Raw genomic sequence first — 25,280 nt, 5'->3', positions numbered from 1 at the left:
AGAGGTTTATGCGAATTGGGGCTGATTTAGTGTGCCGTTTGGTGAAGAAATAGCCTCATCCCTGAGTGGATTTTATGGGGAGGAGACGCGCGGATGAGTGGGAATTGGCCTGCTAGCAGGCCAATGGGCGTGGTTAGGCTTTCTGCAAAACCTGCGGATTCACGCAGTTTTCCGTCACGGTACCGGTTAGCGCAGCGATCAGGTTATCCACCGCGCAGGCAGCCATGTTGTAACGGGTCTCCGTGGTGGCAGAACCAATATGCGGCACGGCAACGACATTGCGCAGCGAGAGTAAGGGTGAGTCTATCGGTAGCGGCTCTTGTTCAAACACATCCAACCCAGCGCCATGAATCGTGCCATCTTGTAGCGCGGCAATCAGCGCCTGTTCATCAACAACCGGCCCACGGCCCGCATTAATCAATATTGCGCTGGATTTCATTTTAGCCAATTGATCACGACCAATCATATGGTAGGTCTGCTCGGTCATCGGTAGCGTAATACAGAGAAAATCAACTTCAGCCAATAAAGTATCGAGAGAACAGAAGCGAGCATTAAAGCGCTTTTCGGCTTCTTCATGTGGGCGGCGGCTGGTATACAGCACCGGCATACTGAAACCGAAATGTGCCCGCTGGGCCAGTGCCATCCCGATACGGCCCATACCGAGAATGCCGATAGTTTTATGATGAACATCAACACCATACCAGTCATCACCAATGCTATCTTGCCATTCACCGGCTTTCACCCGTTCAGCCAATTCAACCACTCGGCGTGCGCAAGACAGCACCAACGCCATCATGGTGTCGGCGACGGTTTCTGTCAGTACTGTTGGCGTGTGCATTAGGGCAACACCACGCTGGCTCAGGGCATCAACATCAAAGTTGTCATAACCGACGGAAATGGTTGAGGCAGCGCGCAAACGCGGCGCTAATTGTAGAAAGTCCTGATCGATTTTACCGCCGGAGCCGATAAGCCCCTGCGCCTGTTGCAGCGCAGATAATAGCTCTGGCTGATTATCAGGCGTTAAACCATCAAAACTGTTTACGGTAAAATGTTGGGCTAAACGCTGATGCAGATCGCTGGGAATACTTTTGTACAGCACGATAGAAGGCTTCATCGCAAACTCCAATGACGTTACCCTTTATACTTGAAGTCGCAGGGGTGGTAGCTTCATTCACTAACCCGAATCATTTGACTGTGTAAGTTCATCGGGGTTTGCTTACTTGATGCCTGCCCGCAACCTCAATTACTTTGGGTGGGTGAAATTTAAAGCCAGCATACCAGTGATCACTATTGTGGGATCAACTGCTAATCACCTTCGTCATGTTATGACTGATGAAAACCAACCCGCGTTGGCAGGTTGGTGGCGTCGAATTATTGCGCTTCGCTGCGGGCGGTATTTTTAGCTGTAAGGGTATGCGAGCGGATAGTCGCACAACGTAGTGCGGTAATAATCGCTAATGCGGGTGCGATGGCAAACAGGATAAACAACCAATGGGCGGTATTTTCTGCCCCCGCGACACCCCCTGGGGAATTAAGGCCAGAGAGGTTGGCTACCATGCCCGCCATCGCCGCACCGAGTGCGGTGGCAAACATCTGAACGGTGGTAATCGAGGCTCCGGCAATGTCTTTATCTTCTTCAGCAGCCACTTGCAGAATGCGAGTCAGCAAATGTGGCCAGCCAAAGCCGATACCAAAACCGACCAGTGTTAATGCGATAGCGATCGGCACCATATGTTGCCAGCCGCCGAGTGAACCGGCCGGCATCAAGATAGACAGCGCCACTAACCCCACTAGCACAATAATTGGGCCGCTGATAATCGCCCAGCGGACGCCTGATTTCTTCCAACCCGCGCTCATTACCTCAGAAAGGGTCCAACCCGCTGCCATGGTGGCCGCAATATAACCTGAAATCAACGGTGACTGACCATGGAGGATTTGCAGGAAGTAAGGAACAAATATCTCACAAGTAATGCCGATCGCCAGCAGAGAGATGGTGATATAGAGCGCGGCCAGCGGTGAGTTAAGGCGCAATGCATCTTTTGGGAGTAGGCGAGAGGTGGCGCGCGATTCTATGCGCAGTAACAACAGCAACAGTAAGATGGCAAACACCATACCCACCATGTTTATCAGGCCACTACTGGCAATACTGCTGGCAGAAATAGTCAAAACAATCGCGGTTAATAACACCAATTGTGCGACGGGCAATGCCGATGCTGCTGTGGTACTGGAGCGGCCTGCAGGCAAGATTCTCCAGGTAAAGATGGCATAAATCAGGGTGATGGGGAGTAGTGTCCAAAACGCAAAACGCCAGGCGTTCATTTCAGCAAAGATGCCACCAATCGCAGGGCCAACCAAGGTAGCAACACCCCACATACCTGAAATCAGCGCCATTGCCCGTGGCCATAATGATTGTGGAAATACCAGATTAATCATGGCGTAAGAGAGTGCAAACAGGAAACCACCCCCTAAGCCTTGTACGGTGCGGCCCAACAGCATCAGTGGCATGTTCGGTGCCATGGCACATAACGCACTGCCCAGCATAAAGATTAGCGAGGCAAACAGGTATGCGCTACGTGGCCCGTAGCCACTGAGTAAGCGCGCAGAAAGGGCAGAACCGAGGATCGAGGCGGTGACGAACAGCGTGGTGTTCCAGGCGTACAGGCTCAGACCGTCAATATCCAGTACCACGGACGGTAAAATGGTGGTAGCAATATAGATATTAATGGCATGTAGCACCACACCACCTGACAGGGCTATGGCGAAGGCCGCATTTTTACCGGAGAACAGGTCACCCCAACGGCTTGCATCATTTATTATCACGTTTCTATCCTGCCAGAAATCTGGTTGTTGAGTTGATTTGGTGGTTACGATAAAATTAAACAAGTAAATTCTTGGAATAACTTAGGCCAGTTACCAATAATAAGTCAAGTATATGCTTGGAAAATGTTATGCTGACATTGATTGAGCAAAAATAAAAAACCTAGCCATGATACCGGGGAAGATATGAATATCGACCATACCACCAGTCAGCCACAGTCGGTGGCGAAACGCCTACTGATGCTGCTTAAAACCCGTGGCCCGATGCAAGCGAGTGATGCCGGGATGATTTTAGGCACGACAGGTGAAGCGGCCCGGCAGCAATTCGTCAAATTGGCTAAGGAGGGTTTGGTGGTCTCCGAGGCGCAAACGCGCGGTGTGGGTCGGCCGATTCAATTATGGCAGCTAACCGAGGCGGGTAACGCGCAGTTCCCTGATACGCACAGCGAACTGACGGTACAACTATTAGGTTTAATCCGTTCTCAATTAGGCGACAGCGCCCTTGAGTTGCTAATTGATAGCCGCGAGCAGGAAACCCGCACTCAATATTGTCAGGCGATGGTGGGGGCAAATAGTGTGACCGAGCGGGTTGAGCGGCTGGTGGCAATCCGCAGTCGTGAAGGCTATATGGCGGAATGGCAGGTAGAATCCGACGGCTCATTGTTATTAATCGAAAATCACTGCCCGATCTGTGCCGCAGCGACCAGTTGCCAGGGTTTTTGTCGGGCGGAGTTAGCCGTGTTCCAGCAGGTGTTAGGGGTACCGGTTGAGCGTGTTGAGCATATTCTATCCGGCTCGCGCCGTTGTACTTATCGCATCAGATTGGCGTCATTATGATGACCGATTGGCTGTCGCAAGGAACATGCGGATAAAGCCTAAGACGTTATCCGCAGGAAAAGTATCAGAAGTTATAAAAATATCAGAAGTTACAGCGGGCTTAAGGTGATTTCAACCCGGCGGTTCTGTGCTTTACCGGCGGCGGTGCTGTTACTTGCGACCGGATTGTCTGGGCCAGCACCACTGGTGCGAATACGATTAGCTGCCACGCCTTGCACGATAAGCGCGCTGCCCACGCTGTCGGCACGTTGTTGTGAAAGGGTCATGTTATGTGCTCTGGCACCGGAGCTGTCGGTATAACCCGTCACATTCACAGCGGTTTTATCATACTCTTTCAATACCATCGCCACGCCGGTTAAGGTGTTAGCACCGGCGGGTTTTAGGTTGCTGCTGTCAGTATCAAACGTGACATTATTGGGCATATTCAACACGATATTATCGCCCTGACGGGTGACACTAACACCTGTACCACTCATTTTTTCACGCAGTTTGGCTTCCTGCACATCCATATAATAACCTGCACCACCACCCAACGCGGCACCTGCTGCTGCGCCAATTAACGCCCCTTTGCCCCGATCGTGTTTCGATGATGACAACATACCAATGCCAGCACCTAATGCTGCACCAATACCGGCACCGTAACCGGATTTCCCGGCTTGTGATTCGCCGGTATAAGGATTGGTAGTACAAGCGGAAAGCGTAAGCGCCACAGAAACGGCGGCCACCGTGGCCAGAATACGTTTTTTCATTGAATTTCCCTTAAATGGCACTCTATTTCGGCGAAAAAATAGATAACGTCGCCCAATAGCAGATTAAAAAATCATTAACCAGCGGTAAGCACCGTTGCTGGTTTTTATCTGCCATCGTTATCCGGTAAAAAGGGGGAGAATACCATTGAGAAAACTCTCATAGTGCTGTGGCGTTGGTCTAAATGCTGCGTTTGTCGGCAGAAAAAGCACAGAAAAGCGCTTTACGACTGCCGAATATCACTAGAAACCTCACTATCAAAACTCATCATGTTTGAAGCCGAGTTTTGTACTCACTCGTGCTGCGGGTTGACTCGGGGCGCGAAAACGCAAAACTTTCACCCCATGTTGTTGTAAATAACGCGCCAGCCCGTGCAGTGCGGCGCTCCCTGCCCCACGAATACTCCCTTCATCCTCTGGCATCAGTACATAGTTGGGATCAGTTACAAAAAATTCGACGTAGTAGTTTTCGTGACTATTCTCAAAAGTTTCATCTCTCCTGGCTGCCAGAATGCTGACAATATCTCCTTGTAGCCGTACTGCTACGTACACATAGTTATTTTCAGGTGCGAGTAATTCGCTATATAGGACGAAATTGTTTATCCGTCCAGCCTCGATAGTTCGGTTCTGTTCCGACCAGGGTTCGTTAGTTATGTGGTAATAGATGGGTGCCGCGTTATAAATGTCAGACCATGCACCTACCGCCGCTAAAGCACCATCCATAAAAGCGGCATCAATATCTGGCCGTGTCGGGAGGGTGGAATCAAAAATATCGACATCAAAATATAAATCGGGGTGGGTGACCCATTGATCATTCTCAAGCACTCGCGCAGCAGGCGGATCGGTGGGGTAATGATAAGAGGCCAAAGAGAGTGAATATGTGCCTAACGGCAAGCGCTGTGCACCAGAGGGGGATTCAGTAGGGGTGGGGTTGTGCGCCAGATAGCGTGCGTAATTTAATCTCGCATAATCAAAAGCCAGAGCTATTTGGTGGATGGTTTCATCTATTCCGAATTGACGAATAACTGACTGGACCTCATTTACCAAGCGACTTTCCGCTGCCGTATCGCTGATTGCAAAGCCCGTCGTATCATGAGTATTAATTTGTATTAATACCCGGCGCAAAACATCCTGCGTCCAGTCGCGCAATGAAGTACCGAATAACAGCGTGAAATCGGCCAATATTCTTGATACCCACAGACGGCAGCTCACATCTAAATCACGGGGATAACGTTCGGCGAGGATATTATCCATCGAGGTTTTACAAAATTGCGCGGTGGCGGGTAGTGTAAGTGCCTGATTATGTAATTGGGTGTCGAACTTGGTTAATATCAGTCCCGCGTTATCACTATTTTCTGTGAGTTGTGACTGTGGTTCAAGTAAGGGGGGCTTGGTGGTAATCACAACCGATTTAGCTTTGTTATCATCAGAAAACCAATGTTTTACTTTACTCCACAGCGTATCGCCCTGATTGCAGCGACTGTGAGTGACGTAATTATAAATCGCCAGCGCGGGAATAAAGGCACAGCCTAATGTTCCGGCGGTATCCCGTTCGCTTCTATGGTGCACAGACTGAATATCTTCAGTGCTAGCCGCCATCACTATTTGGTCGATGATCAGTGGCTGCTTACTGGTGTTATTAATGATGAGGGTTGAGGTTTCTACGGGACGATCAAAGGGAGCATTCCTGAGCGTTATAGTGGGGGATAAGGCTATCTGTTCAGTGCCACGACTTTCCATAAAATCCACTGCAATACTATTGTTGTTTAGATGAAATAACAGGGAAAATCGATTAGCATCTGGGTGAATGCGGAATGCCAGCGGTTCATTATTCTGCGAATTATTAAAGATGAGTAATTCTCTGTTAACAAACCATATTATTGGCCCTAAAGATAATTCCGCCATAAAAGTACTCTTATCATTAATATCAAAACTCAGTAAAACTTGTTTATTAGGATAGGCTGGACTATTCCAATGTTGGGCAAAAATATCGGATAAGGGCAGTTGCATTCGTTTTAAAATAGCACAACGTTTACTACAACCTTCAATGGGCGAATAAGTAACTTTAATGCTGCTAATTTCATTATCCATGTCTAAATCAGCTAAACCGTTCTGCCCGATAGATTCAGTTAAATTAAAATAGGGTGGGTTATAATCATCGTTTTTATATATGGTAGCTAACAACCCATCGGGAATATGAGTTGATGAAGCATTGTCATTACCTATCATTGTATCGTCTTCGTTAAAAAGATCAGCGTTCTCTTTATTGGCAAAACATTTTGATTTCCCTTGGAATTTGTCTTCTGAATATAAACATACCTCAGGTGGAAGGGTGACATAACCGCCCATTCCGCTGGAAATCGCCGTGGTGGTTATAAAAAATAGTAATGTTAAACTTTTACTTATAAAATTCAACTGCATAATTAACTCCTTTTTTATGAGCTGAGAGTTTTAATAAAAATGGCGACACTATTTAATAATAAATATTCCCATCACATATTTGAGCAAATATCAAAACTCATCATGTTTGAAACCTAGCTTCATTTTTATTCGGGCAGAGGGTTGTGAAATAACGCTAGAGCGTAATGTTTTCACTCCATTTTCTTTTAAATAACGGGCCAATTCATGTACTGCTGCGGTACCTGCTCCGCGAATATTCCCCTCTGCATTTGGTGTTAGTACATTGCGCGGGGCACTCACCGAAACATCGATATAGAACTCATCGGTAGCGTTCCCTTTCGCGGCCCCCAGCACACTAACAATCTCGCCCTCAAGCCTCACCATCACAAACAGATAGTCATTACTGGTGTTTTCCAACTCAAGCAACAGTGAGGTACTGGTAGTGCGTGCCGCGCTGATAGTGCGGTCAAGGTCAGTGACGGGGTTACCTTGCTGGTCAGTTTTTAATGGTGTGAAAAGATAAGTATTAAACCAATGATCCATCACTGTGTGCGCGAGAAGAATAGCTGACCTGTCAGTGGTGTTGGCATCAATGATCTCCACCGCAAAATGTAAGTCGGGTCTGGTCACCCATTCATTATGCTGACGAATACGGACAGCGGGCGGCTCGGCGGGATAGTGATAAGATTCCAGAGAAAGTGAATATTCCCCTAACGGAAGAGCCTGTGCGGCGGCAGGTGATTGCGTAGCGCTGGGATTATGCTCGACGTAATTGGCATAATTTAATTGGGCATAGCGAAATGCGTGGGTGATCTGCCGGATGGTTTCAGTCAATCCCAATTGTTGGATAATCGCGCGGATGCCAGTGACCAGATGACCCTCAGTGGCCTGATCGCTGCCCACATAGCCAGTTGAGTGTTGTGCGTCAATCCGCGTAACGACATTCTGTAGTTGCTCAGGCGTCCAGTCCCGCACAGAATGACCGAATAACAGGGTAAAATCGGCCAAGACTTTTGATACCCAACTAGGGCAGTTTTCATCCGGGCTGCGGGGATAGCGCGCAGCGAGAATATTATCGAGCGAGGTTTTACAAAATCTTGCGCTGGCCGGTAGTGTGAGTGCCTGATTATGTAATCGAGTGTCAATTTTGCTTAAGGTCAGCGTGAGGAGATTGGCTTCGTCATCGCTATATTTGGGCCGTGCGGGGTGTGGTTTAAGCAATGGGGACTGGCCACTAACCAATACCACCTTGTCTTGATTATCATTGGAAAACCAATGTGATATCTGACGCCATAATTTATCCGCCTGATCACAATGGCTATGCGTAACATAATTATAAATCGCCAAGGCGGGGATGAAGGCGCAGCCTAGCGTGCCAGCGGCATCCCGTACCTTTCTACTGCATCCACTATATTCAGTGTTGTCCGTTACTTCTGTTTCAACTTGATATTGATCTTCAGAATATAAACAAACCTCTCTATTTTTACCGTTATCTGCAATAGCTAATGGGGGTAATGTTATTAAGAGAGTTAAGGCTAATTGGATGCTTAGCAATGTCCTTGTCATATTCAACCCCTCACTTATTCCCACAGGAAAATAGGCTCAGGAATAGAGTAATGCGGTTGCATGTTTGATACGGCTATTAAAATTTGTCAGATGCAGGGAGAATTAAAGCAGGGATGAGTTAAATGGGCGCTGCCAATGCAGGGTCAGGATAGTGTTTTTGGTTTCCGCATTATAGGCTTTCCCTGCAACGGTAAACCCTTGCTTACGATAGAAATGATAGGCACGCAGGTTTCGTTGATAAACCTCTAGGGTTAGAGCGTGGTAGTGTTGTTGAACGTAATCCATCAACGCTTGCCCAATCCCCTTACCGTGCATGGATTGGGTGACGAACAGCGCCCCTACCAGTTGTTCTTCGAGAATACTAATAAAGCCTGCAATGGGGTTCGTATCACCGGTAGTTTCCGCTGACAAATATAGCCAGGTGCGGGCCGCTGGGAGATAGGTATTCCGTACCAACGGGGCGCTCTCGTGCCAGTATTGTTCGGCCACAAAAGGATGCGCAGCAATGGTACTGGTCAGCCACAGTTGCATCAGGTCATCGAGATCGCTTGGTTGGTAAGGTCGAATCATTTTACGGCGTTATCCGGGTGACAAAAACAGCTTGCCAGATGGTCGTTCACTAAACCGCTGGCTTGCATAAAGGCGTAGCAAATAGTGGAGCCGATAAATTTAAAACCGCGTTTTTTCAATGCCTTTGACATTGCATCTGATACGGGTGTGGTTGCGGGTGATTCTGCCAGACACCACCAATGGTTAATTTTTGGCTCACCATCAACAAAACTCCAGATAAAGCGCGAAAAATCCTCACCGTTGGCTTCCATGGCCAGATAAGCTTGTGCATTGGTGATAATGGCTTGAATCTTACCGCGATGGCGGATAATGCCGCTGTCCAGCACCCGTTTTTCTACATCGTCCGGCCCCATTTTCGCCACTCGCACGGGATCAAAATTATAGAAGCACTTGCGATAGTGTTCACGTTTTTTCAGCACGGTTATCCATGAAAGCCCGGCTTGTTGCCCTTCGAGGCAGAGCATTTCGAACAGCGCCTGACTGTCGGTGCGTGGGATACCCCATTCAGTGTCGTGATAAGCGAGATAGAGAGGATCAGAGGTGACCCAACCGCAGCGTTGTAGACTCATAACTCATCTTCCTTTTTATTATCTGTCTCAGCAGGGGATGATCGCTGTTCATTAGCTGATTAGCAACCTATCGACGGACTCTTTACCTTTGCGGGCACAGCGCAAAATAGCCAGTTGGAATACAGTGAAAGGCTCATTTTATCGACAAATCGATCTTGATTGTTGCATCTTACTGGATTCTGGCTGTATATCTTACGGTCAACGGGTATACTGGCCCATTCCATTTTAATCCACTTGTATCGCGTGCGAATCCAACATGCAAAAGTTTGATACCAAGACCTTTCAGGGCCTGATCCTGACGTTACAGGACTATTGGGCGCGCCAAGGCTGCACCATTGTTCAACCACTGGACATGGAAGTCGGCGCGGGTACCTCCCACCCAATGACCTGCCTGCGTGCACTTGGCCCAGAGCCAATCGCTGCCGCATATGTACAACCTTCACGCCGCCCGACCGATGGTCGCTACGGTGAGAACCCAAATCGCCTGCAACACTATTATCAGTTCCAGGTGATCATTAAGCCTTCACCAGACAACATTCAGGAGCTGTATTTAGGCTCGCTGAGAGAACTGGGTCTGGACCCGACTATCCACGATATCCGCTTTGTCGAAGATAACTGGGAGAACCCGACCTTGGGTGCCTGGGGTCTGGGCTGGGAAGTGTGGTTGAACGGGATGGAAGTGACGCAATTCACTTACTTCCAGCAAGTGGGCGGTTTGGAATGTAAACCGGTCACTGGCGAGATAACCTATGGTCTGGAACGTTTAGCGATGTACATTCAGGGCGTAGACAGCGTTTATGACCTGATTTGGTGCGACGGCCCACTGGGCAAAACCACTTATGGCGATATTTATCATCAGAATGAAGTGGAGCAATCCACCTATAATTTCGAATACGCCGATGTGGATTTCCTGTTCTCCTGCTTTGAACAGTATGAGAAAGAAGCTCAGTCGCTGCTGGCACTGGAAAACCCGCTGCCGCTGCCCGCTTATGAGCGCATTCTGAAAGCTGGCCATACGTTTAACCTGCTGGACGCCCGTAAAGCCATCTCGGTGACCGAGCGCCAACGCTATATTCTGCGCATTCGTACGCTGACCAAAGCTGTCGCCGAGGCTTATTATGCTTCCCGCGAGGCGTTGGGCTTCCCTATGTGCAAAAAGAATCAGAACTAAGAGGCTGTCATGACTCAACAGACTTTCCTGGTGGAAATCGGCACGGAAGAGCTGCCGCCGAAGGCTCTTCGTTCTCTGGCCGAATCTTTTGCTGCCAACTTTACTGCTGAATTGGATAACGCCAACCTGCCGCATGGCGAGGTGGTTTGGTATGCTGCGCCGCGCCGTCTGGCGGTAAAAGTGACCGATTTAAGCGCTGCTCAGGCGGATCGTGAAGTTGAAAAGCGCGGCCCTGCTATTGCGCAAGCCTTTGATGCTGAAGGTAAACCGAGCAAAGCCGCCGAAGGCTGGGCACGGGGTTGTGGTATTACAGTCGATCAGGCCGAACGTCTGGTTACTGACAAAGGCGAATGGCTGCTGTATCGCGCCCATGTCAAAGGCCAATCAGCACAATTACTGCTGGCAGGCATGGTGAATACCGCGCTGAGTAAGCTGCCTATTCCTAAATTGATGCGTTGGGGTGATAAAGAAACCCAATTCGTTCGCCCGGTTCATACTGTAACCCTGCTGTTAGGCAGCGAATTGATCCCTGGCACCGTGTTAGGTATCGATTCAGATCGTGTTATCCGTGGTCACCGCTTTATGGGTGAAGCGGAATTCACCATTGATAGCGCTGACCAATACCCGCAGATTTTGCTGGAGCGCGGTAAAGTCATTGCTGACTATGAATTACGTAAATCTATAATCAAGCGTGATGCGGAACTGGCAGCGCAGAAGATTGGCGGTATTGCTGATCTGAGTGAAAGTCTGTTGGAAGAAGTGACGTCGCTGGTTGAATGGCCGGTGGTGTTAACTGCCAAGTTTGAAGAGAAATTCCTGGCAGTACCTGCGGAAGCGCTGGTCTACACCATGAAAGGTGACCAGAAGTACTTCCCGGTTTACGATGCGGCCGGTAGCTTGCTGCCCAACTTCATTTTTGTTGCCAATATTGAATCTAAAGATCCTCAACAGATTATTTCCGGTAACGAGAAAGTGGTTCGCCCACGTCTGGCCGATGCGGAGTTTTTCTTTAAGACTGACCGTAAAAAGCGCCTGGAAGACAATTTGCCACGCCTGGAAACCGTGCTGTTCCAACAGCAATTGGGGACGTTGCGTGACAAGACCGACCGTATCCAAGCATTGGCGGGCTGGGTTGCCGCCCAGATTGGCGCGGACGTTAACCATGCTACCCGTGCAGGTCTGTTGTCCAAATGTGACCTGATGACCAACATGGTGTTTGAATTCACCGATACTCAAGGTGTGATGGGGATGCACTATGCCCGTCACGACGGTGAAGCTGAAGATGTTGCTGTTGCGCTGAATGAGCAATATCAGCCACGTTTTGCCGGTGATGATTTGCCGTCGAACCCCGTTGCTTGTGCATTAGCGATTGCCGATAAGATGGACACATTGGCCGGTATTTTCGGTATTGGTCAACATCCGAAAGGTGATAAAGACCCGTTTGCGCTACGCCGTGCGGCGTTGGGTGTATTGCGTATTATCGTCGAGAAGAACTTGCCGCTTGATCTGCAAACGCTGACTGAAGAAGCGGTGCGCCTGTATGGCAGCAAGCTGACTAATGGCAACGTGGTCGATGAAGTGATTGAGTTCATGCTAGGCCGTTTCCGTGCCTGGTATCAGGATGAAGGTCACAGCGTTGACACCATTCAGGCGGTACTGGCTCGTCGCCCAACCAAACCGGCTGATTTTGATGCCCGGGTGAAGGCGGTGACCTATTTCCGTACCCTGGATGCTGCGGCGACATTAGCTGCTGCTAACAAGCGTGTATCGAATATTCTGGCGAAATCCACGGATACCCTGAATGACCATGTTCATGCCTCGGTGTTAAAAGAGCCGGCAGAGCTGAAACTGGCAACACATTTAGTGGTATTGCGCGATAAGCTGGAGCCGGTCTTTGCTGCGGGTAACTATCAGGAAGCGCTGGTGGAACTGGCTGCTCTGCGGGAAACTGTCGATGAGTTCTTCGACAGTGTTATGGTCATGGCAGAGGACGATGCAGTGCGGGTCAACCGCCTGACATTGCTGAGCAAATTACGCGAGCTATTCTTGCAGGTTGCTGATATTTCGTTATTACAGTAATTCTGCCCTTGATTGGCAACAGGGGAGCGTATTTATCCAACGAATTTGGCGTTGCAGGCAGGTAAACCCCTGGCAACGTCAAGTAATTAAGGGTAAAGCGCTCCCCTTAGCTATTCTTAACACTGGAGTTGGGTGATAAGAATAGAATTTGTGAAAATAAGTACTTACTACAGGAGCAGTTTCACATGACTTTTGCACTGAATACAGCCCGATATTCACGTTGGTTAGCGCCATTACTGGCGTTACTGGTGGTGTTCCAATTGACCGCCTGCGGGGATAAAGAGCCAGAACAACGTAAGGCTTTTATTGATTATCTGCAAAATACAGTGATGCGTAGTGGAATGAAACTGCCAACACTGAGCGAAGATCAAAAGCAGAAGTTTGGCCCTTATGTCAGTGATTACGCGATTTTAGTCACTTTTTCACAGCAACTTACCAAATCTGTCGATGCCAGCTTGACCCCGGCGATTACTCAAATCAATGAGATTCGTGTGGCGCAGGATTATCTTGCCAAGCGTGATGCGTTACAGCAGTCCGCAGGTGCATTGAACTTGTTAGTGCAACAGATTCGTACGGCAAAAACGCAAGCTGATAGTGCTGTTGCTGTATTGAAGCAGCCCGATGATTTGAAAGTGGTATTTAATAAAGCTTTCGACAATATTGTGACTCAGCCAGCCAATGTATTGATCCCAGCAGTGCCGGTGATTTCTGCTTTTGTGCAGGATCTGGCGCAAGTTGGCGATTTCTTACAGCAGCAGGGTACGCAGGTTACCTTCAATAATGGCGGTGTTCAATTCCAGACCCCACAGCAAGCGGCGCTATATAACACGATGATGGCTAATTTAGTCGCCAAGTACCCGGCGATGATGACAGCGCAGAAGAGTGTAGCGAGTGTCATGCAGTGATGGTTTTGGTTGATTTAGGTTGATTTGATTTGGTGATCGGTTCGGTTGTTAAAGCAACTGAGTTTACTTAACCTGCGATGAACCAACCGGCAAAGGGGCCATAAGCGTGGTCCCTTGTGCAATCCCGCGCCTGCGCGAAATATTGCCCTGCGGGTAAACCGCCCGCGTCTTTCGGGCTGACGAGCCAGCGCGATTCGCTCCTGCTCAAGCGCGCTTTTCGCGGGCGTCCATGCCCGCTTACTCTACCCTCACTCCTTGCCGGCAATATTCCTGATTGCGCTCAACGTCAAAACCATCGCTTTAGGTTTTGATTTTCTCTTTTGACTTTAAAAGCACATTTGAGCTGCCGAGTGAAGAATGAAGTCAGGGAAATCCGCCATGGACGGCGGATTTAGGCGTCATGAGCAGGGATGCGAATAAAGCCGTCCCGCCAGCGTAATGATGAGCCGAGGGAACCTGCGCAGCAGGCAAGCGATACGTGCGGAAGCGCGGATTGTTAAGGCCCACGCTTATGGGCCTTAACTCGGTTGAGGCGACTGAGCTAAAATGACCTCTGAGCGTTTATCAACCGAAACCTGATCCGAACCTAAGCACTAAACTCATATCAACCGAAACCCGCTCCAATAGTGTGCCCCTTCCCCCTGTTATTTTATTACACATTTCTACCAAGAGTTGAGTCTGAGAGGTTATTAGTCGAGTGAATGTCTCATCTCCTCTCTGCGCGCAAAAATAACTTGTGATTAACATCACATTTTCAAAACAAACTAACCCACACAAAGAGTGATATACATCACTCTTATTGGGCTTTATAGATTAAAAATTCGCCTTCGTGGTTTTCTTACAGCCATTTAGTGTGATCTGCGTCAACAAATACACCCCTGTGATGGGTGTTTTGGTGTGACATTGATCACACAAAGGTGGTGAGCTACGCGTGAATAAAGGAGCATGCTAGAGTTTGTTTTGCATACAGCGTGTTTGTATTCGATAACACCGGCGGGTTTTGCAGAACTGCCTCAACAAAACAATTATATCGCGCTCTTATTGTTAGCGCGTACCAATAGGGGTGTTTTATGTTTTCACCAGACGCAAAGGTCAGAATTCAAAATTTTGGCCGATTCCTCAGTAACATGGTTATGCCCAATATCGGGGCATTTATTGCCTGGGGTATTATCACTGCACTGTTTATTCCAACTGGCTGGCTGCCAAATGAAACGCTAGCCAAACTGGTTGGCCCAATGATCACTTACCTGTTACCACTGCTGATCGGTTTTACCGGTGGCCGTTTGGTGGGTGGCGATCGCGGTGGTGTGGTAGGTGCTATCACCACCATGGGTGTTATCGTTGGTGCCGATATGCCAATGTTCCTCGGTGCGATGATTGTGGGTCCACTGGGTGGCTGGGCAATCAAACACTTTGACCGTTGGGTTGAAGGTAAAATCAAAAGCGGCTTTGAGATGCTGGTTAACAACTTCTCAGCCGGTATCATCGGTATGCTGTTGGCGATTTTGGCCTTTATGGCGATTGGCCCATTTGTAGAGGTGTTGTCTAAAGCACTGGCTGCTGGTGTGCATATCATGGTGCAGCTTAACCTGCTGCCATTAACGTCTATCTTCGTCGAACCAGCCAAAATCCTGTTCCTGAATAACGCGATTAACCACGGTATCTTCTCACCTCTGGGTATCCAGCAGGCGACTGAAACCGGTAAATCTATCTTCTTCCTGATCGAAGCAAACCCAGGCCCAGGTATGGGTGTGTTGATGGCTTACATGTTCTTCGGTAGAGGCAACGCTAAGCAATCTGCTGGCGGCGCGGCTATCATCCATTTCTTCGGTGGTATCCACGAAATCTATTTCCCATATGTGCTGATGAACCCGCGCTTATTGCTGGCGGTTATTCTGGGCGGTATGACCGGCGTGTTCACTCTGACTATGCTGAACGGCGGTCTGGTATCACCTGCATCTCCTGGTTCTATCCTGGCAGTATTGGCGATGACACCTAAAGGTGCTTATTTTGCCAACATTGCTGCAGTTGCTGCTGCGTTTGCTGTGTCCTTCGTGGTGTCTGCTATCTTGCTGAAAACCTCTAAAGTCAAAGACGACGAGGAAGACAGCCTGGAAGATGCGACTCGCCGTATGCAAGATATGAAAGCGCAATCTAAAGGCGCACAAGCAGCGAATGCTGCCGCTGCCGCAGGCGACCTGACCACAGTGCGTAAAATCATCGTAGCTTGTGATGCAGGTATGGGTTCTAGTGCGATGGGCGCAGGTGTGCTGCGTAAGAAAATACAAGATGCAGGCTTGAAGCATATCTCTGTGACTAACTGTGCTATCAACAACTTGCCAGAAGATGTGGACTTGGTTATCACCCACCGTGATTTGACTGAGCGAGCCATGCGCCATGCGCCACAAGCGCAACATATCTCGCTGACCAACTTCCTTGATAGCCAGTTGTACACCAACCTGACAGCCCGTTTGGTGGAGGCGGCTAACACGACAGCGAGCACTCAGAAAGTGATTGAAACGCTGGACGATAGCTTTGAAGCCTCTGAAGCCAATTTGTTCAAGTTGGGCGCAGGGAATATCTTCCTCAATCAACACGCAGCCACCAAAGAGCAAGCTATTCGCTTCGCCGGTGAGCAGTTGGTGAAGGGGGGCTATGTTGAGCCGGAATATGTTGAAGCGATGCTGGAACGTGAAAAACTGACCTCCACCTATCTGGGCGAATCTATCGCGGTACCGCACGGTACCATCGAAGCGAAAGACCGTGTGCTGAAAACCGGGGTGGTATTTTGCCAATACCCTGACGGCGTGCGCTTTGGCGACGAAGAAGATGAAGTGGCGCGTTTGGTGATTGGTATTGCGGCCCGTAATAATGAGCACATTCATGTTATTACCAGCCTGACAAATGCGCTGGACGATGATTCTGTCATTGAGCGTTTAAGCAAAACTACCAGCGTGCAGGAAGTATTGGACTTATTGGGTGGCAAAAAGTAACCCAGCAATAACTGAATAGGGCCGTTGGGAGAAACGGCCCTTCTACAGCAAAAGGTAAAAAACATGAAAGCATTACATTTTGGCGCAGGTAACATTGGCCGGGGCTTCATTGGTAAACTTCTTGCTGATGCCGGTGCGCAACTGACCTTCGCAGATGTTAACCAGCCGCTGCTGGACGAACTGAATAAACGTAAAAGTTATCAAGTCAATGTGGTCGGTGAGCAGGCGCGGGTTGAAGAAGTCAAAAACGTAAGTGCGGTAAACAGTAGTAGCCCAGACGTGGTGGCGCTGATTGCTGACGCCGATATTGTCACCACCGCGGTTGGCCCGCAGATTCTGGCACGTATTGCCGGCACTGTGGCACAAGGCTTAGCCGCTCGTCATCAACAAGGTAATACTCGCCCGCTGAATATTATTGCCTGTGAGAATATGGTGCGCGGAACCAGCCAGTTAAAACAACATGTCTTCGCTGCGTTACCGGAAAGTGAACAAGCGTGGGTTGAGCAGCATGTCGGTTTCGTTGATTCTGCGGTAGACCGTATAGTGCCGCCATCAGAAGCAGGCAGTACAGATATTCTGGCAGTGACGGTAGAAACCTTCAGCGAGTGGATTGTTGATGGCACCCAGTTCAAAGGGCAGCCACCGGAAATCGCAGGTATGGAGTTGACCGACAATCTGATGGCGTTTGTGGAGCGTAAACTCTTCACCCTGAACACCGGTCATGCGATAACGGCCTATCTGGGGCAACTGGCAGGCCATCAAACCATCCGTGATGCCATTCTGGACCCAGCAGTACGCCAGACAGTGAAAGGCGCAATGGAAGAGAGTGGTGCGGTACTGATTAAACGCTATGCTTTTGATCCACAAAAACATGCCGCTTATATCAATAAAATCATCTCCCGTTTTGAGAACCCTTACCTGCATGACGATGTTGAGCGTGTTGGCCGTCAGCCATTACGTAAACTGAGTGCCGGTGATCGATTGATCAAACCGCTATTGGGTACACTTGAGTACCAACTGCCACACACCAATCTGGTAACCGGTATTGCGGCGGCCATGAGTTATCGCAGTGAGCAAGATCCACAAGCTCAGGAGTTGGTTGAATTACTGGCGAAATTGGGGCCGAAAGCTGCTTTAGCGCAAATTTCAGGCTTACCCGCTGATGGCGAGGTTGTCGAACAGGCGGTGAATGTGTATAACGCCATGCAGGACAAGCTGGCGCACTAATTTTGTTTCGTTATGAACAAAACGAGTTTGCGTTAGGTGATATACCCTAAATAATTCGAGTTGCGGGAAGGCTGTCAACGCACATGCGGCTTGAAGTATTACAGGGATAAATACCGTGTCAGATTGCGCGGTATTTATCTTTTCATAGCCCGATATTCTGAAACCACCTCAGTGACAAGCGATGATTGAAAAAACACAGGCATTTGAGAATCGGGTACTTGAGCATCTGAACGCAGGCAAGACCGTTCGGAGTTTCTTGATGGCTGCTGTCGAATTATTGGCAGAAGCGCTGAATATTCTCGTGGTGCAGGTTTTTCGTAAAGATGACTATGCGGTGAAATATGCCGTGGAGCCATTGCTGGTTGGCGATGGGCCGCTTGGTGAGCTATCTGTCCGGCTAAAGTTGGTTTATGCCTTGGGTGTGATCACCCGTCATGAATATGAAGATGCTGAGCTATTGATGGCACTACGTGAAGAGCTGAACCATGATGGCACCGAGTATCGCTTTACTGACGACGAAATCCTCGGGCCATTTGGTGAATTACATTGTGTGGCTGAATTGCCGCCAGTGCCAACTTTCCTGCGCCCAGATGAAGCAGACGCGTCGCTGATTGCCATGCAACGCCAGCGTTATCAGCAAATGGTGCGTTCCACTATGGTGCTCTCGATTACCGAATTGCTTTCCCGCATTAGCTTAAAACAGGTTTCTAAACTTTCACCACTCGGCCATGCCTGAATTACTGCAACACACTGAGCCATTCGTCAACTAACAGCCACAATGCTGTTATTGCCATCAAGCCCCCCATCACTCCATTGAATAATCGTAGTTTCCAGTTAACTCGCAATGCATGGCGTAGCTGATCCCCCATCACCGCCCACACGGCCACACAAGGCAGATTCAACAAAGCAAAACCACTAACAATCAGTAGGGTGTGGCTCAGCGTAGCGCCTTCACGTGGTGTAAATAAGATGGCGACATTCATAGCCATCAGCCAGGCTTTTGGATTAATGGCTTGAAATAATGCCCCCTGGATAAATCCCATTGGTTGTTGTCCATCCCTTGACTTCGGGCTACCGGAATTAAAAATTTTCCACGATAACCAGAATAAGTAAGCACATCCCAACGTCACCAGTGGTAGGCGAATAACCCCCAGCCAACTGAGAATTAATGCCAGCAATGTGGTCATTAATGCACATTGCAATGCGCAGCCAAAGGTAATCCCCAGCATCATCGGCAAGGTGCGACGTAAGCCAAAATTAACACCAGATGCGGCTAATAACAGGTTATTTGGACCTGGCGTGATCGACATAACGGTAACGTAACTGATGAAAGCACTGTCTAGCATGGGATGTCCTCCCCTTCGTACTCGAAGTTGCACGGGCTTAGTCATCTCATCGGCCTGGCGGCAACTCCAATTACTGTGGGTATTATTTATGTTATCAAGGTATTCAGCTTAAACAGCAAACCGCTGTGGCGTTAGAAGCAGAAGTTATCTATTGTTGTGGGTACAGTTTGCATAAGTTTGAACTGTACCTATTGAACCTGCGGAGAACTGTCACCATGCCTGTTGTTATGAATGAAATTCGCTACTTGCAAGTGGCTGAGAATTTGGCGCAGGCCATTAAAAAAGGCAGTTTGCTGGCGGGTAGCCGCCTGCCATCAGTGCGCGGTTATGCCAAAAACCATCAGGTGAGTATTAATACGGTGGTGGCAGCTTATCGTACGCTGGAGGATCGTGGTTTGATTGAGGCGCGTCCGCAGTCAGGGTTTTATGTCTGTAGTGCGTCAACGGCGGTGGTGCCGACAGCGACAGTCGGCAAACCGGTGAATGAGGTGCTGGATTTAATTGATACGGTATTTGCCGCACAACAAAACCCCCGCTTTACTAATATCTCGCTCGCCTGCCCGCAAACGGCGGATTTTTACCCCAGTGCCAAGTTGGGCCGCATCATGGCATCGCTGTTGCGTCGCGAGCCACAGTTAATCAGTCAATACGCGTTGCCACCGGGGTGCCAGCGCCTACGTCAGCAAATCGCCCGTCGCGCCATGACCCTAGGTATGCTGGCTAATCCGGCTGATATCACTATTACGCATGGTTGTATGGAAGCGTTGCAGTTAGCGTTGCGGGTCACCACCAAACCGGGTGATTGTGTCGGGCTGGAATCGCCAACCTATTTCTATCTGATGCCTTTGCTTGCCAGCCTTGGCCTGAAAACAGTGGAGATTCCAACCGATCCACAGCAAGGTTTATCGCTGGATGTGTTGGAATTACTGCTTCAGGAGGGGCGGTTGAATGCATTGATCGCCATGCCAACGGTGCAGAATCCGTTAGGCTTTACGATGCCGCTGGCGGCGAAAAAACGCCTGGCGCAGTTGATGAACGATCATCAGGTGCCACTGATAGAAGATGGTTTATATGCAGAAATACAATTTGGTACAACGTTGTCCCCAGCGGTAAAAGCCTTTGATCGCGATGGCTGGGTGCTGTTCTGTTCCAGTTTCACCAAAACACTGGCCCCGGACTTCCGCATCGGCTGGATTGATGGTGGCCGCTTCGCGGAGGCATTACATAAGTTAAAAGCAGTGTCGTCGATGGCAGAACCGGCATTATTATCAAAAACACTGGCACTGTTTCTGGAGTCTGGCGGTTACGACCACCACCTGCGCGGGCTACGCCGACGTTATGCGCAACAGGTACAGCAGGCGCAGCAACTCATTGCACAGTACTTCCCGCGTGGGACCAAAGTGACCCAACCAGCAGGTGGTTTTGTTTTCTGGGTGGAGTTCCCTGCCAGTGTCGATACCGTGGCGCTATTTCATCAATTGCTGCAAGAACAGATATGCCTGACCCCCGGCACGCTTTACTCGCCGAGTGGCCGCTATCGTAATGCTTTTCGCCTCTCGTGTTGTTATCCGTTCAACCACCACTATACCCAGGCTTTGGTCAGGCTCGGGGCGGTAGCTTGTGAAATTAGCAGCCTGCCGGCGGGAATGCAGTGGCAACCAATACAGGAGGCTGCTGCTGAAAAGCCCGCATCCTGATACACTCTCTATCTTGATGCACAATCAGTGCTATCCTATCCCCAACTTTAGCGAAATATCGTGCCCATCAGTGGCATGTACGGGCCAATACTATGAAAGAACATGCAGAAATCAAACGTCTAAGCGACATGCTGGATGCGCTGAACCACAAAGACCCTATCGTGATCCAACAGGGCAATATGGATTTGATCGCGCAGCATATGAAAGAAAAAGAGAAACTGGCGGCTGAAATTCAGCGCCTGAAAGAAGTGCGGGTCAAAAACCTGAGTGCTGAAGCACAAAAGCTAGCTCAACTGCCGTTCAGCCGTGCTATTACTAAAAAAGAGCAGGCGGATATGGGCACGTTAAAGAAAGCGGTACGCGGCATTGTGGTGGTACACCCAATGACGGCATTAGGCCGTGAAATGGGCCTGAAAGAAGTGACCGGCTACGCGAAAAAAGCATTCTGATTAATCGCAGCGCTAAATCCGGGTGGGTGGCATGGCCGCTACCCGGTTTGTTTTTGTAAATATTATCAATCAAACAGTTCTGAGTGGGTGCCTGCGCGAACAAAGATAATCTGGCTTATTTTACTGCTGCTACTTAATTTATAGATCAGTAAAAAATCTCCTCCGATATGGCATTCTCGGAAATTTTCCCAGTCTCCTTTAAGTGGATGGTCTAACCATTCGGCACCTAACGGCGTATCATTTGCAATAAGCAGTAACATGGCATGTTTGAGTCGATACATATCATAACGACCACTGCGGGACAGCCTTTCCCAGTCTTTAAGGAAGTCTTTGGTATAATCTGCCGTCCTTGGCATTGTCGTTCGTTTACTTACTGTTGTCTTTTTCAAGTTCAATAAATAACTCATCCGAAGTAGTAAAACGTGCGCTATGGGCTTGAACTATCTCTTCTGCTTCCTGCATCGCCGCACGAGTCTGGGGGTTAGGTACTTTCAATTCGAATGGAAATGCCTGATCAGCGACGACGCGATTTAAAAATAAACGCACAGCGTCGGAAACCGAAAGGCCCATTGCATTGAGTGCTGCTGTTGCCTGTTTTTTGACGTCATCATCAATACGGACATGCAACATTGTGGTGTGTGTAGCCATTTTTGCCTCCTCATCAATAAACTGAGTTTGTATCTCAATTGAGATACAGTCAAGTTTATCAATAAAGATCGGCATATTTTGCTATTCAATAACCTCTATCATTAGGTATTCCCTAATAACCGCCGATTGAAATCCTCGATCTTTCCTTGCGACAGGCGCGTTAGCATGGTTTTACTCCAACTGGCTGACAACCCCGATACGGACAACAAGCGGCGATACTGTTCTTCATCGAACGGCATATGCCAGGCGATGGTAATAGCCTCTGCCACTGAGATATCACTGGTGCGCGCCAACAGCTCTAATGCATGGCCCTCACTGACAATACCGGTGGAAATTACGCGATACAGCCAGCCGCAATAACCGGTTTGTTGCATCAGTGCCGACATTTCCTCGATAGCGAAATGGAAGTTGAGTTTGTAACAAGGTGAACGCGGTTGGGTCACCTGAATGATAGCCCCTCCCCAGCGGTAGATATCCCCCATATAGACATTTTGTTCCGTCATGCCCAGAGTTGAGATGTTTTCACCATAGGCTGGTGCTACGAAAATATCTTCCTGTGCAGGGAATCGCTCTATCCAGTGGGAATAGTGTTCTCGTGGATAATGGCATAAGGCGCGGTCTGGCCCGCCGTGAAAGCGGGTTTCGGCTTGTTCATCCCCTTCCAATCCCAGAGCTGTAAGCATGATGCCACCCTGAACCTGGCGTTTTCCAATCGCGCTCGGGGAGCTGCCGTTATAAGGCTCAATTTTACCAATATAAATCTGTGGATACTTCATCTGCTCTCCTTGTCTGCGTTTCGAAGGGAGAATCAGAATACCCTGCCTGACCGCAGGGTTCCAAGGCTAAAGAAATTAACAATGAGATAAGCAGGAATAACCGCAATGGCTATCCCTGCCGGGTACTGAGGTTTAGCAGCTAATCAGAAGGTTTCCCAATTATCTTGCTGAGCGGTTCGACTGCTTTCTGTGCCAGTGCGAGATGTTGGCGTACTTTTATGTACCACGGATGCGCTCGTGTTTTTCTGTGCCGATTCTACCTCGGCATCGGATAGGCGGAACACGGCGACGGCCTGTGCCAGTAAAATGGCTTGTTCAGCCAGTGAGTCGGCGGCGGCAGCAGACTCTTCCACCAGGGCCGCATTCTGCTGAGTGGTGCTGTCCATTTCAGAGATAGCTTGGCTAACCTGCGTGATACCACGGCTCTGCTCATCGGATGCTGAGGCAATTTCCGCCATAATATCGCGCACATGCGTTACTGAGCGGACAATATTTTCCATCGTTTGCCCGGCATTTTGCACCAACGTGGTTCCGGCATTTACCTGAGTCACTGACTCACCAATCAGGCCTTCAATTTCTTTCGCCGCTTGTGCACTGCGTTGTGCCAGATTGCGAACTTCACTGGCGACTACGGCAAAACCACGGCCTTGCTCACCGGCACGGGCGGCTTCAACCGCCGCATTCAGGGCCAAAATATTGGTCTGGAAAGCAATGCTGTTAATGACTGAGGTGATCTCAGAGATACGCTTCGAGCTACCGGAGATATCGTTCATGGTGCGCACCACATCGCTAACCAGCTTGCCGCCTTGCTGTGCGGTATCTGAAGCCTCTGTCGCCAACTGATTGGCGTGATGCGCATTATCGGCATTCTGTTTAACTGTGGCATTCAATTGCTCCATGCTGGCAGCGGTCTCTTCTACGGCAGCGGCTTGCTGTTCGGTACGGGAGGATAAATCGGTATTACCGGCAGCAATTTCGCCGGAGGCATGGGACACCTGACTGACACCAATGCGGATCTCATCAATCATGGCGCGCAGATTTTCATTCATCCGAGCGACGGCATTCATCAACAGGCCCAACTCATCGGTACGGTGTGATGTCGTCGTCGCAGTTAAATCACCGGTAGCGATGCGTTCTGCCATCGCCAGTGTGGTGCGTAGTGGCACCGTGATCTGGCGGGTCATACGCCATGAAATCAACAGGCCAAACAGCAGTGCGGCAATGGCCGCAATGGTTAACTGCAATTGTGCATTATTGATTTCTGCGTGGGTCCCTTGCAGCTCTTGGGTGAACAGATGAGTGGCCAGCTTACTCAATTCGTTGGCATTAGACTCCATCACTTTACCCACTTCCAGCTCTTGCTGATAAGCCGGTAAATAGGCCAACACGTTATCTTTATAGGTACTCAGGCTGGAAATCACCGGAGCCAGTAGTTTTTGCTGTTCGGCCGATAACACCGGCATAAACGCGTTGGCGGCACTATTGGCGATATTGATTGAGGTAATCAGCGAGGACTCTGCATCTTGGTTGCGATCCAGCAATAAGCCGCGTGCGTTGTAGCGTACGGTCATCAACTTCTGGTTCATCTCTGCCAGCAGGATTTGGGTATTGGTATCCGCCCCTTCATTGAGCAGGCTTTGTTGCAGCTCGTTGAGGTTTTTCTGGGTTTCAGAAATATTCCAACTTTTGCGCACATCATCTTTATGGGCCACGGCATTGACAAAGTTACTCCGCTGTTGCTGATACTCTTCTACCACATCGGAAATACTGCTAATGGTTTTACGGTTGTTTTCCGACCAGCTAAGGCTTTCGCTTTGGGTTAATAGATTTTTTATATTATTGATATGTTGGGAGTTTTCTTTAATGTATTTCAGGTCATAGGTACGTTCATATAACGCACGGTTATATTTCGCCTGATTGGCTTCATCGTTGATTTTGTAGCTCAAATCGACTTTATAAGCATGTTCTTCAATGACGGAGAAATGATAAGCTGCGGTACCAGCGATGATCCCGACCAACAACAACATCAGGAAAAAGCTTAATCCCAGCTTTTTACCGACTCTCACATTTTCAAATCTACCAAAAACGTTGCTAAATATTGCCATGTTCTTCTCCGTTATGCGGTGTCTCTGATGCAAATCAATCAGCGTAGGTGAGTTTGGGGAGGTCTAGTTATTAGAAGATTTTGGGGAACTGGTGGTACGCGGGGCAGCCTTGGCAAGAATGCTTTTCCCAAACGATATACCCGTCATACTTCAAGTTGCATGTGCGTTGGCAGCCTTCCTGCAACTCGAATTATTTAGGGTATAGTTCATGAGTTTTATATCCATGAATACCAGTGACCATCTTGCACATTCTATCGGCAGAAATTGGCTAAACTTTAGCAATAAAAATGCCAGCAAGATGGCCTTGCTGGCATGTGTCTTTCGTACTTGAAGCTACAAGGTTGTTAGCTGCAACTCCACGTTCTTTGGATATGCAACA

General features: G+C 49.0%; 21 protein-coding genes. 9 read left to right on the top strand and 12 right to left on the bottom strand.

What is annotated here, in order from left to right:
* Window positions 1-133: 133 nt before the first annotated feature.
* A complete protein-coding gene (ghrB, locus tag EL015_RS21160) occupies window positions 134-1,114 on the bottom strand; it encodes a glyoxylate/hydroxypyruvate reductase GhrB (protein ID WP_032906742.1) in 981 nt (326 codons plus the stop codon).
* A 257-nt stretch (window positions 1,115-1,371) separates the two neighbouring features.
* Window positions 1,372-2,814 (bottom strand): MFS transporter, encoded by a 1,443-nt coding sequence (locus EL015_RS21155; RefSeq protein WP_032906762.1) that lies wholly within the window; start codon window positions 2,812-2,814, stop codon window positions 1,372-1,374.
* A 189-nt stretch (window positions 2,815-3,003) separates the two neighbouring features.
* Between EL015_RS21155 and EL015_RS21150 the strand changes: the two genes are divergently transcribed.
* Entirely contained in the window at window positions 3,004-3,654 is a 651-nt protein-coding gene (locus tag EL015_RS21150) for a helix-turn-helix transcriptional regulator (protein ID WP_032906744.1), read from the top strand.
* Between the two features lie 89 nt (window positions 3,655-3,743).
* On the opposite strand, the gene EL015_RS21145 is transcribed toward EL015_RS21150, so the two are convergent.
* The 5 genes from EL015_RS21145 to EL015_RS21125 all read right to left on the bottom strand — a co-directional run bounded on the left by EL015_RS21145 (window position 3,744) and on the right by EL015_RS21125 (window position 9,505).
* Complete coding sequence (locus EL015_RS21145; RefSeq protein ID WP_005186808.1) at window positions 3,744-4,403, bottom strand: OmpA family lipoprotein; 660 nt, start codon at window positions 4,401-4,403, stop codon at window positions 3,744-3,746.
* A gap of 255 nt (window positions 4,404-4,658) precedes the next feature.
* Window positions 4,659-6,821: a GNAT family N-acetyltransferase gene (locus tag EL015_RS21140; RefSeq protein ID WP_005186813.1), complete on the bottom strand. Its 2,163-nt coding sequence runs from the start codon at window positions 6,819-6,821 to the stop codon at window positions 4,659-4,661.
* Between the two features lie 90 nt (window positions 6,822-6,911).
* Window positions 6,912-8,366 carry a GNAT family protein gene (locus tag EL015_RS21135; protein WP_032906746.1) on the bottom strand — a complete coding sequence of 485 codons (1,455 nt, stop codon included), beginning with the start codon at window positions 8,364-8,366 and terminating at the stop codon, window positions 6,912-6,914.
* A gap of 102 nt (window positions 8,367-8,468) precedes the next feature.
* Complete coding sequence (locus EL015_RS21130; protein WP_032906748.1) at window positions 8,469-8,936, bottom strand: N-acetyltransferase; 468 nt, start codon at window positions 8,934-8,936, stop codon at window positions 8,469-8,471.
* Window positions 8,933-9,505 (bottom strand): DNA-3-methyladenine glycosylase I, encoded by a 573-nt coding sequence (locus tag EL015_RS21125; protein WP_005186826.1) that lies wholly within the window; start codon window positions 9,503-9,505, stop codon window positions 8,933-8,935. Before EL015_RS21125 ends, EL015_RS21130 begins: the two co-directional genes overlap by 4 nt.
* Window positions 9,506-9,761: 256 nt before the next feature.
* Between EL015_RS21125 and glyQ the strand changes: the two genes are divergently transcribed.
* From glyQ to EL015_RS21090, 6 genes are all read left to right on the top strand, one after another.
* The gene (gene glyQ / locus EL015_RS21120) at window positions 9,762-10,676 is read left to right on the top strand and encodes a glycine--tRNA ligase subunit alpha (protein ID WP_005186828.1); all 915 of its coding nucleotides are present in this window, start codon (window positions 9,762-9,764) and stop codon (window positions 10,674-10,676) included.
* Window positions 10,677-10,685: 9 nt separating this feature from the next.
* Entirely contained in the window at window positions 10,686-12,755 is a 2,070-nt protein-coding gene (gene glyS, locus EL015_RS21115) for a glycine--tRNA ligase subunit beta (protein ID WP_005186829.1), read from the top strand.
* A 185-nt stretch (window positions 12,756-12,940) separates the two neighbouring features.
* Window positions 12,941-13,660, top strand: coding sequence for a DUF3053 domain-containing protein (locus tag EL015_RS21110; protein ID WP_005186831.1), 720 nt, complete (start codon window positions 12,941-12,943; stop codon window positions 13,658-13,660).
* Between the two features lie 1,070 nt (window positions 13,661-14,730).
* Window positions 14,731-16,653, top strand: coding sequence for a PTS mannitol transporter subunit IICBA (locus EL015_RS21100; protein WP_032906750.1), 1,923 nt, complete (start codon window positions 14,731-14,733; stop codon window positions 16,651-16,653).
* 63 nt (window positions 16,654-16,716) lie between these two features.
* Complete coding sequence (locus tag EL015_RS21095; RefSeq protein ID WP_005186836.1) at window positions 16,717-17,880, top strand: mannitol-1-phosphate 5-dehydrogenase; 1,164 nt, start codon at window positions 16,717-16,719, stop codon at window positions 17,878-17,880.
* A 181-nt stretch (window positions 17,881-18,061) separates the two neighbouring features.
* Window positions 18,062-18,616, top strand: a complete 555-nt coding sequence (locus EL015_RS21090; RefSeq protein ID WP_005186837.1) for an MltR family transcriptional regulator — start codon at window positions 18,062-18,064, stop codon at window positions 18,614-18,616.
* Between the two features lies 1 nt (window position 18,617).
* Here the strand turns inward: EL015_RS21090 and EL015_RS21085 are convergent, their stop codons facing one another.
* A complete protein-coding gene (locus tag EL015_RS21085) occupies window positions 18,618-19,226 on the bottom strand; it encodes a LysE family translocator (protein WP_032906751.1) in 609 nt (202 codons plus the stop codon).
* 215 nt (window positions 19,227-19,441) lie between these two features.
* Between EL015_RS21085 and EL015_RS21080 the strand changes: the two genes are divergently transcribed.
* Both EL015_RS21080 and EL015_RS21075 read left to right on the top strand, forming a co-directional pair.
* The gene (locus EL015_RS21080) at window positions 19,442-20,923 is read left to right on the top strand and encodes an aminotransferase-like domain-containing protein (RefSeq protein ID WP_032906752.1); all 1,482 of its coding nucleotides are present in this window, start codon (window positions 19,442-19,444) and stop codon (window positions 20,921-20,923) included.
* 92 nt (window positions 20,924-21,015) lie between these two features.
* The gene (locus EL015_RS21075) at window positions 21,016-21,372 is read left to right on the top strand and encodes a YibL family ribosome-associated protein (protein ID WP_005186841.1); all 357 of its coding nucleotides are present in this window, start codon (window positions 21,016-21,018) and stop codon (window positions 21,370-21,372) included.
* A gap of 65 nt (window positions 21,373-21,437) precedes the next feature.
* Here the strand turns inward: EL015_RS21075 and EL015_RS21070 are convergent, their stop codons facing one another.
* From EL015_RS21070 to EL015_RS21055, 4 genes are all read right to left on the bottom strand, one after another.
* Window positions 21,438-21,761: a type II toxin-antitoxin system YafQ family toxin gene (locus tag EL015_RS21070; protein WP_226967878.1), complete on the bottom strand. Its 324-nt coding sequence runs from the start codon at window positions 21,759-21,761 to the stop codon at window positions 21,438-21,440.
* The gene (locus tag EL015_RS21065; RefSeq protein ID WP_032906763.1) at window positions 21,739-22,020 is read right to left on the bottom strand and encodes a type II toxin-antitoxin system RelB/DinJ family antitoxin; all 282 of its coding nucleotides are present in this window, start codon (window positions 22,018-22,020) and stop codon (window positions 21,739-21,741) included. Before EL015_RS21065 ends, EL015_RS21070 begins: the two co-directional genes overlap by 23 nt.
* Before the next feature lie 101 nt (window positions 22,021-22,121).
* Window positions 22,122-22,796 (bottom strand): 6-hydroxyaminopurine reductase, encoded by a 675-nt coding sequence (gene yiiM, locus EL015_RS21060; RefSeq protein WP_005186847.1) that lies wholly within the window; start codon window positions 22,794-22,796, stop codon window positions 22,122-22,124.
* A 143-nt stretch (window positions 22,797-22,939) separates the two neighbouring features.
* Entirely contained in the window at window positions 22,940-24,901 is a 1,962-nt protein-coding gene (locus EL015_RS21055; protein ID WP_005186851.1) for a methyl-accepting chemotaxis protein, read from the bottom strand.
* Between the last annotated feature and the right edge of the window lie 379 nt (window positions 24,902-25,280).

This window comes from Yersinia intermedia (assembly GCF_900635455.1).
In the GTDB taxonomy this organism is placed as follows: domain Bacteria; phylum Pseudomonadota; class Gammaproteobacteria; order Enterobacterales; family Enterobacteriaceae; genus Yersinia; species Yersinia intermedia.
Note: the sequence above shows the minus strand (reverse complement) of the source record. Positions and strands in the feature narration are given on the sequence as shown.

Coding starts and splice junctions, on each gene's coding strand:
- ghrB (WP_032906742.1), bottom strand. CDS start 1,114: ATGAAGCCTTCTATCGTGCTGTACAAAAGTATTCCCAGCGATCTGCAT.
- EL015_RS21125 (WP_005186826.1), bottom strand. CDS start 9,505: ATGAGTCTACAACGCTGCGGTTGGGTCACCTCTGATCCTCTCTATCTC.
- EL015_RS21090 (WP_005186837.1), top strand. CDS start 18,062: ATGATTGAAAAAACACAGGCATTTGAGAATCGGGTACTTGAGCATCTG.
- EL015_RS21085 (WP_032906751.1), bottom strand. CDS start 19,226: ATGCTAGACAGTGCTTTCATCAGTTACGTTACCGTTATGTCGATCACG.
- EL015_RS21150 (WP_032906744.1), top strand. CDS start 3,004: ATGAATATCGACCATACCACCAGTCAGCCACAGTCGGTGGCGAAACGC.
- EL015_RS21065 (WP_032906763.1), bottom strand. CDS start 22,020: ATGGCTACACACACCACAATGTTGCATGTCCGTATTGATGATGACGTC.
- EL015_RS21145 (WP_005186808.1), bottom strand. CDS start 4,403: ATGAAAAAACGTATTCTGGCCACGGTGGCCGCCGTTTCTGTGGCGCTT.
- glyQ (WP_005186828.1), top strand. CDS start 9,762: ATGCAAAAGTTTGATACCAAGACCTTTCAGGGCCTGATCCTGACGTTA.
- EL015_RS21075 (WP_005186841.1), top strand. CDS start 21,016: ATGAAAGAACATGCAGAAATCAAACGTCTAAGCGACATGCTGGATGCG.
- EL015_RS21130 (WP_032906748.1), bottom strand. CDS start 8,936: ATGATTCGACCTTACCAACCAAGCGATCTCGATGACCTGATGCAACTG.
- EL015_RS21110 (WP_005186831.1), top strand. CDS start 12,941: ATGACTTTTGCACTGAATACAGCCCGATATTCACGTTGGTTAGCGCCA.
- EL015_RS21140 (WP_005186813.1), bottom strand. CDS start 6,821: ATGCAGTTGAATTTTATAAGTAAAAGTTTAACATTACTATTTTTTATA.
- EL015_RS21055 (WP_005186851.1), bottom strand. CDS start 24,901: ATGGCAATATTTAGCAACGTTTTTGGTAGATTTGAAAATGTGAGAGTC.
- EL015_RS21080 (WP_032906752.1), top strand. CDS start 19,442: ATGCCTGTTGTTATGAATGAAATTCGCTACTTGCAAGTGGCTGAGAAT.
- EL015_RS21100 (WP_032906750.1), top strand. CDS start 14,731: ATGTTTTCACCAGACGCAAAGGTCAGAATTCAAAATTTTGGCCGATTC.
- EL015_RS21095 (WP_005186836.1), top strand. CDS start 16,717: ATGAAAGCATTACATTTTGGCGCAGGTAACATTGGCCGGGGCTTCATT.
- glyS (WP_005186829.1), top strand. CDS start 10,686: ATGACTCAACAGACTTTCCTGGTGGAAATCGGCACGGAAGAGCTGCCG.
- yiiM (WP_005186847.1), bottom strand. CDS start 22,796: ATGAAGTATCCACAGATTTATATTGGTAAAATTGAGCCTTATAACGGC.
- EL015_RS21135 (WP_032906746.1), bottom strand. CDS start 8,366: ATGACAAGGACATTGCTAAGCATCCAATTAGCCTTAACTCTCTTAATA.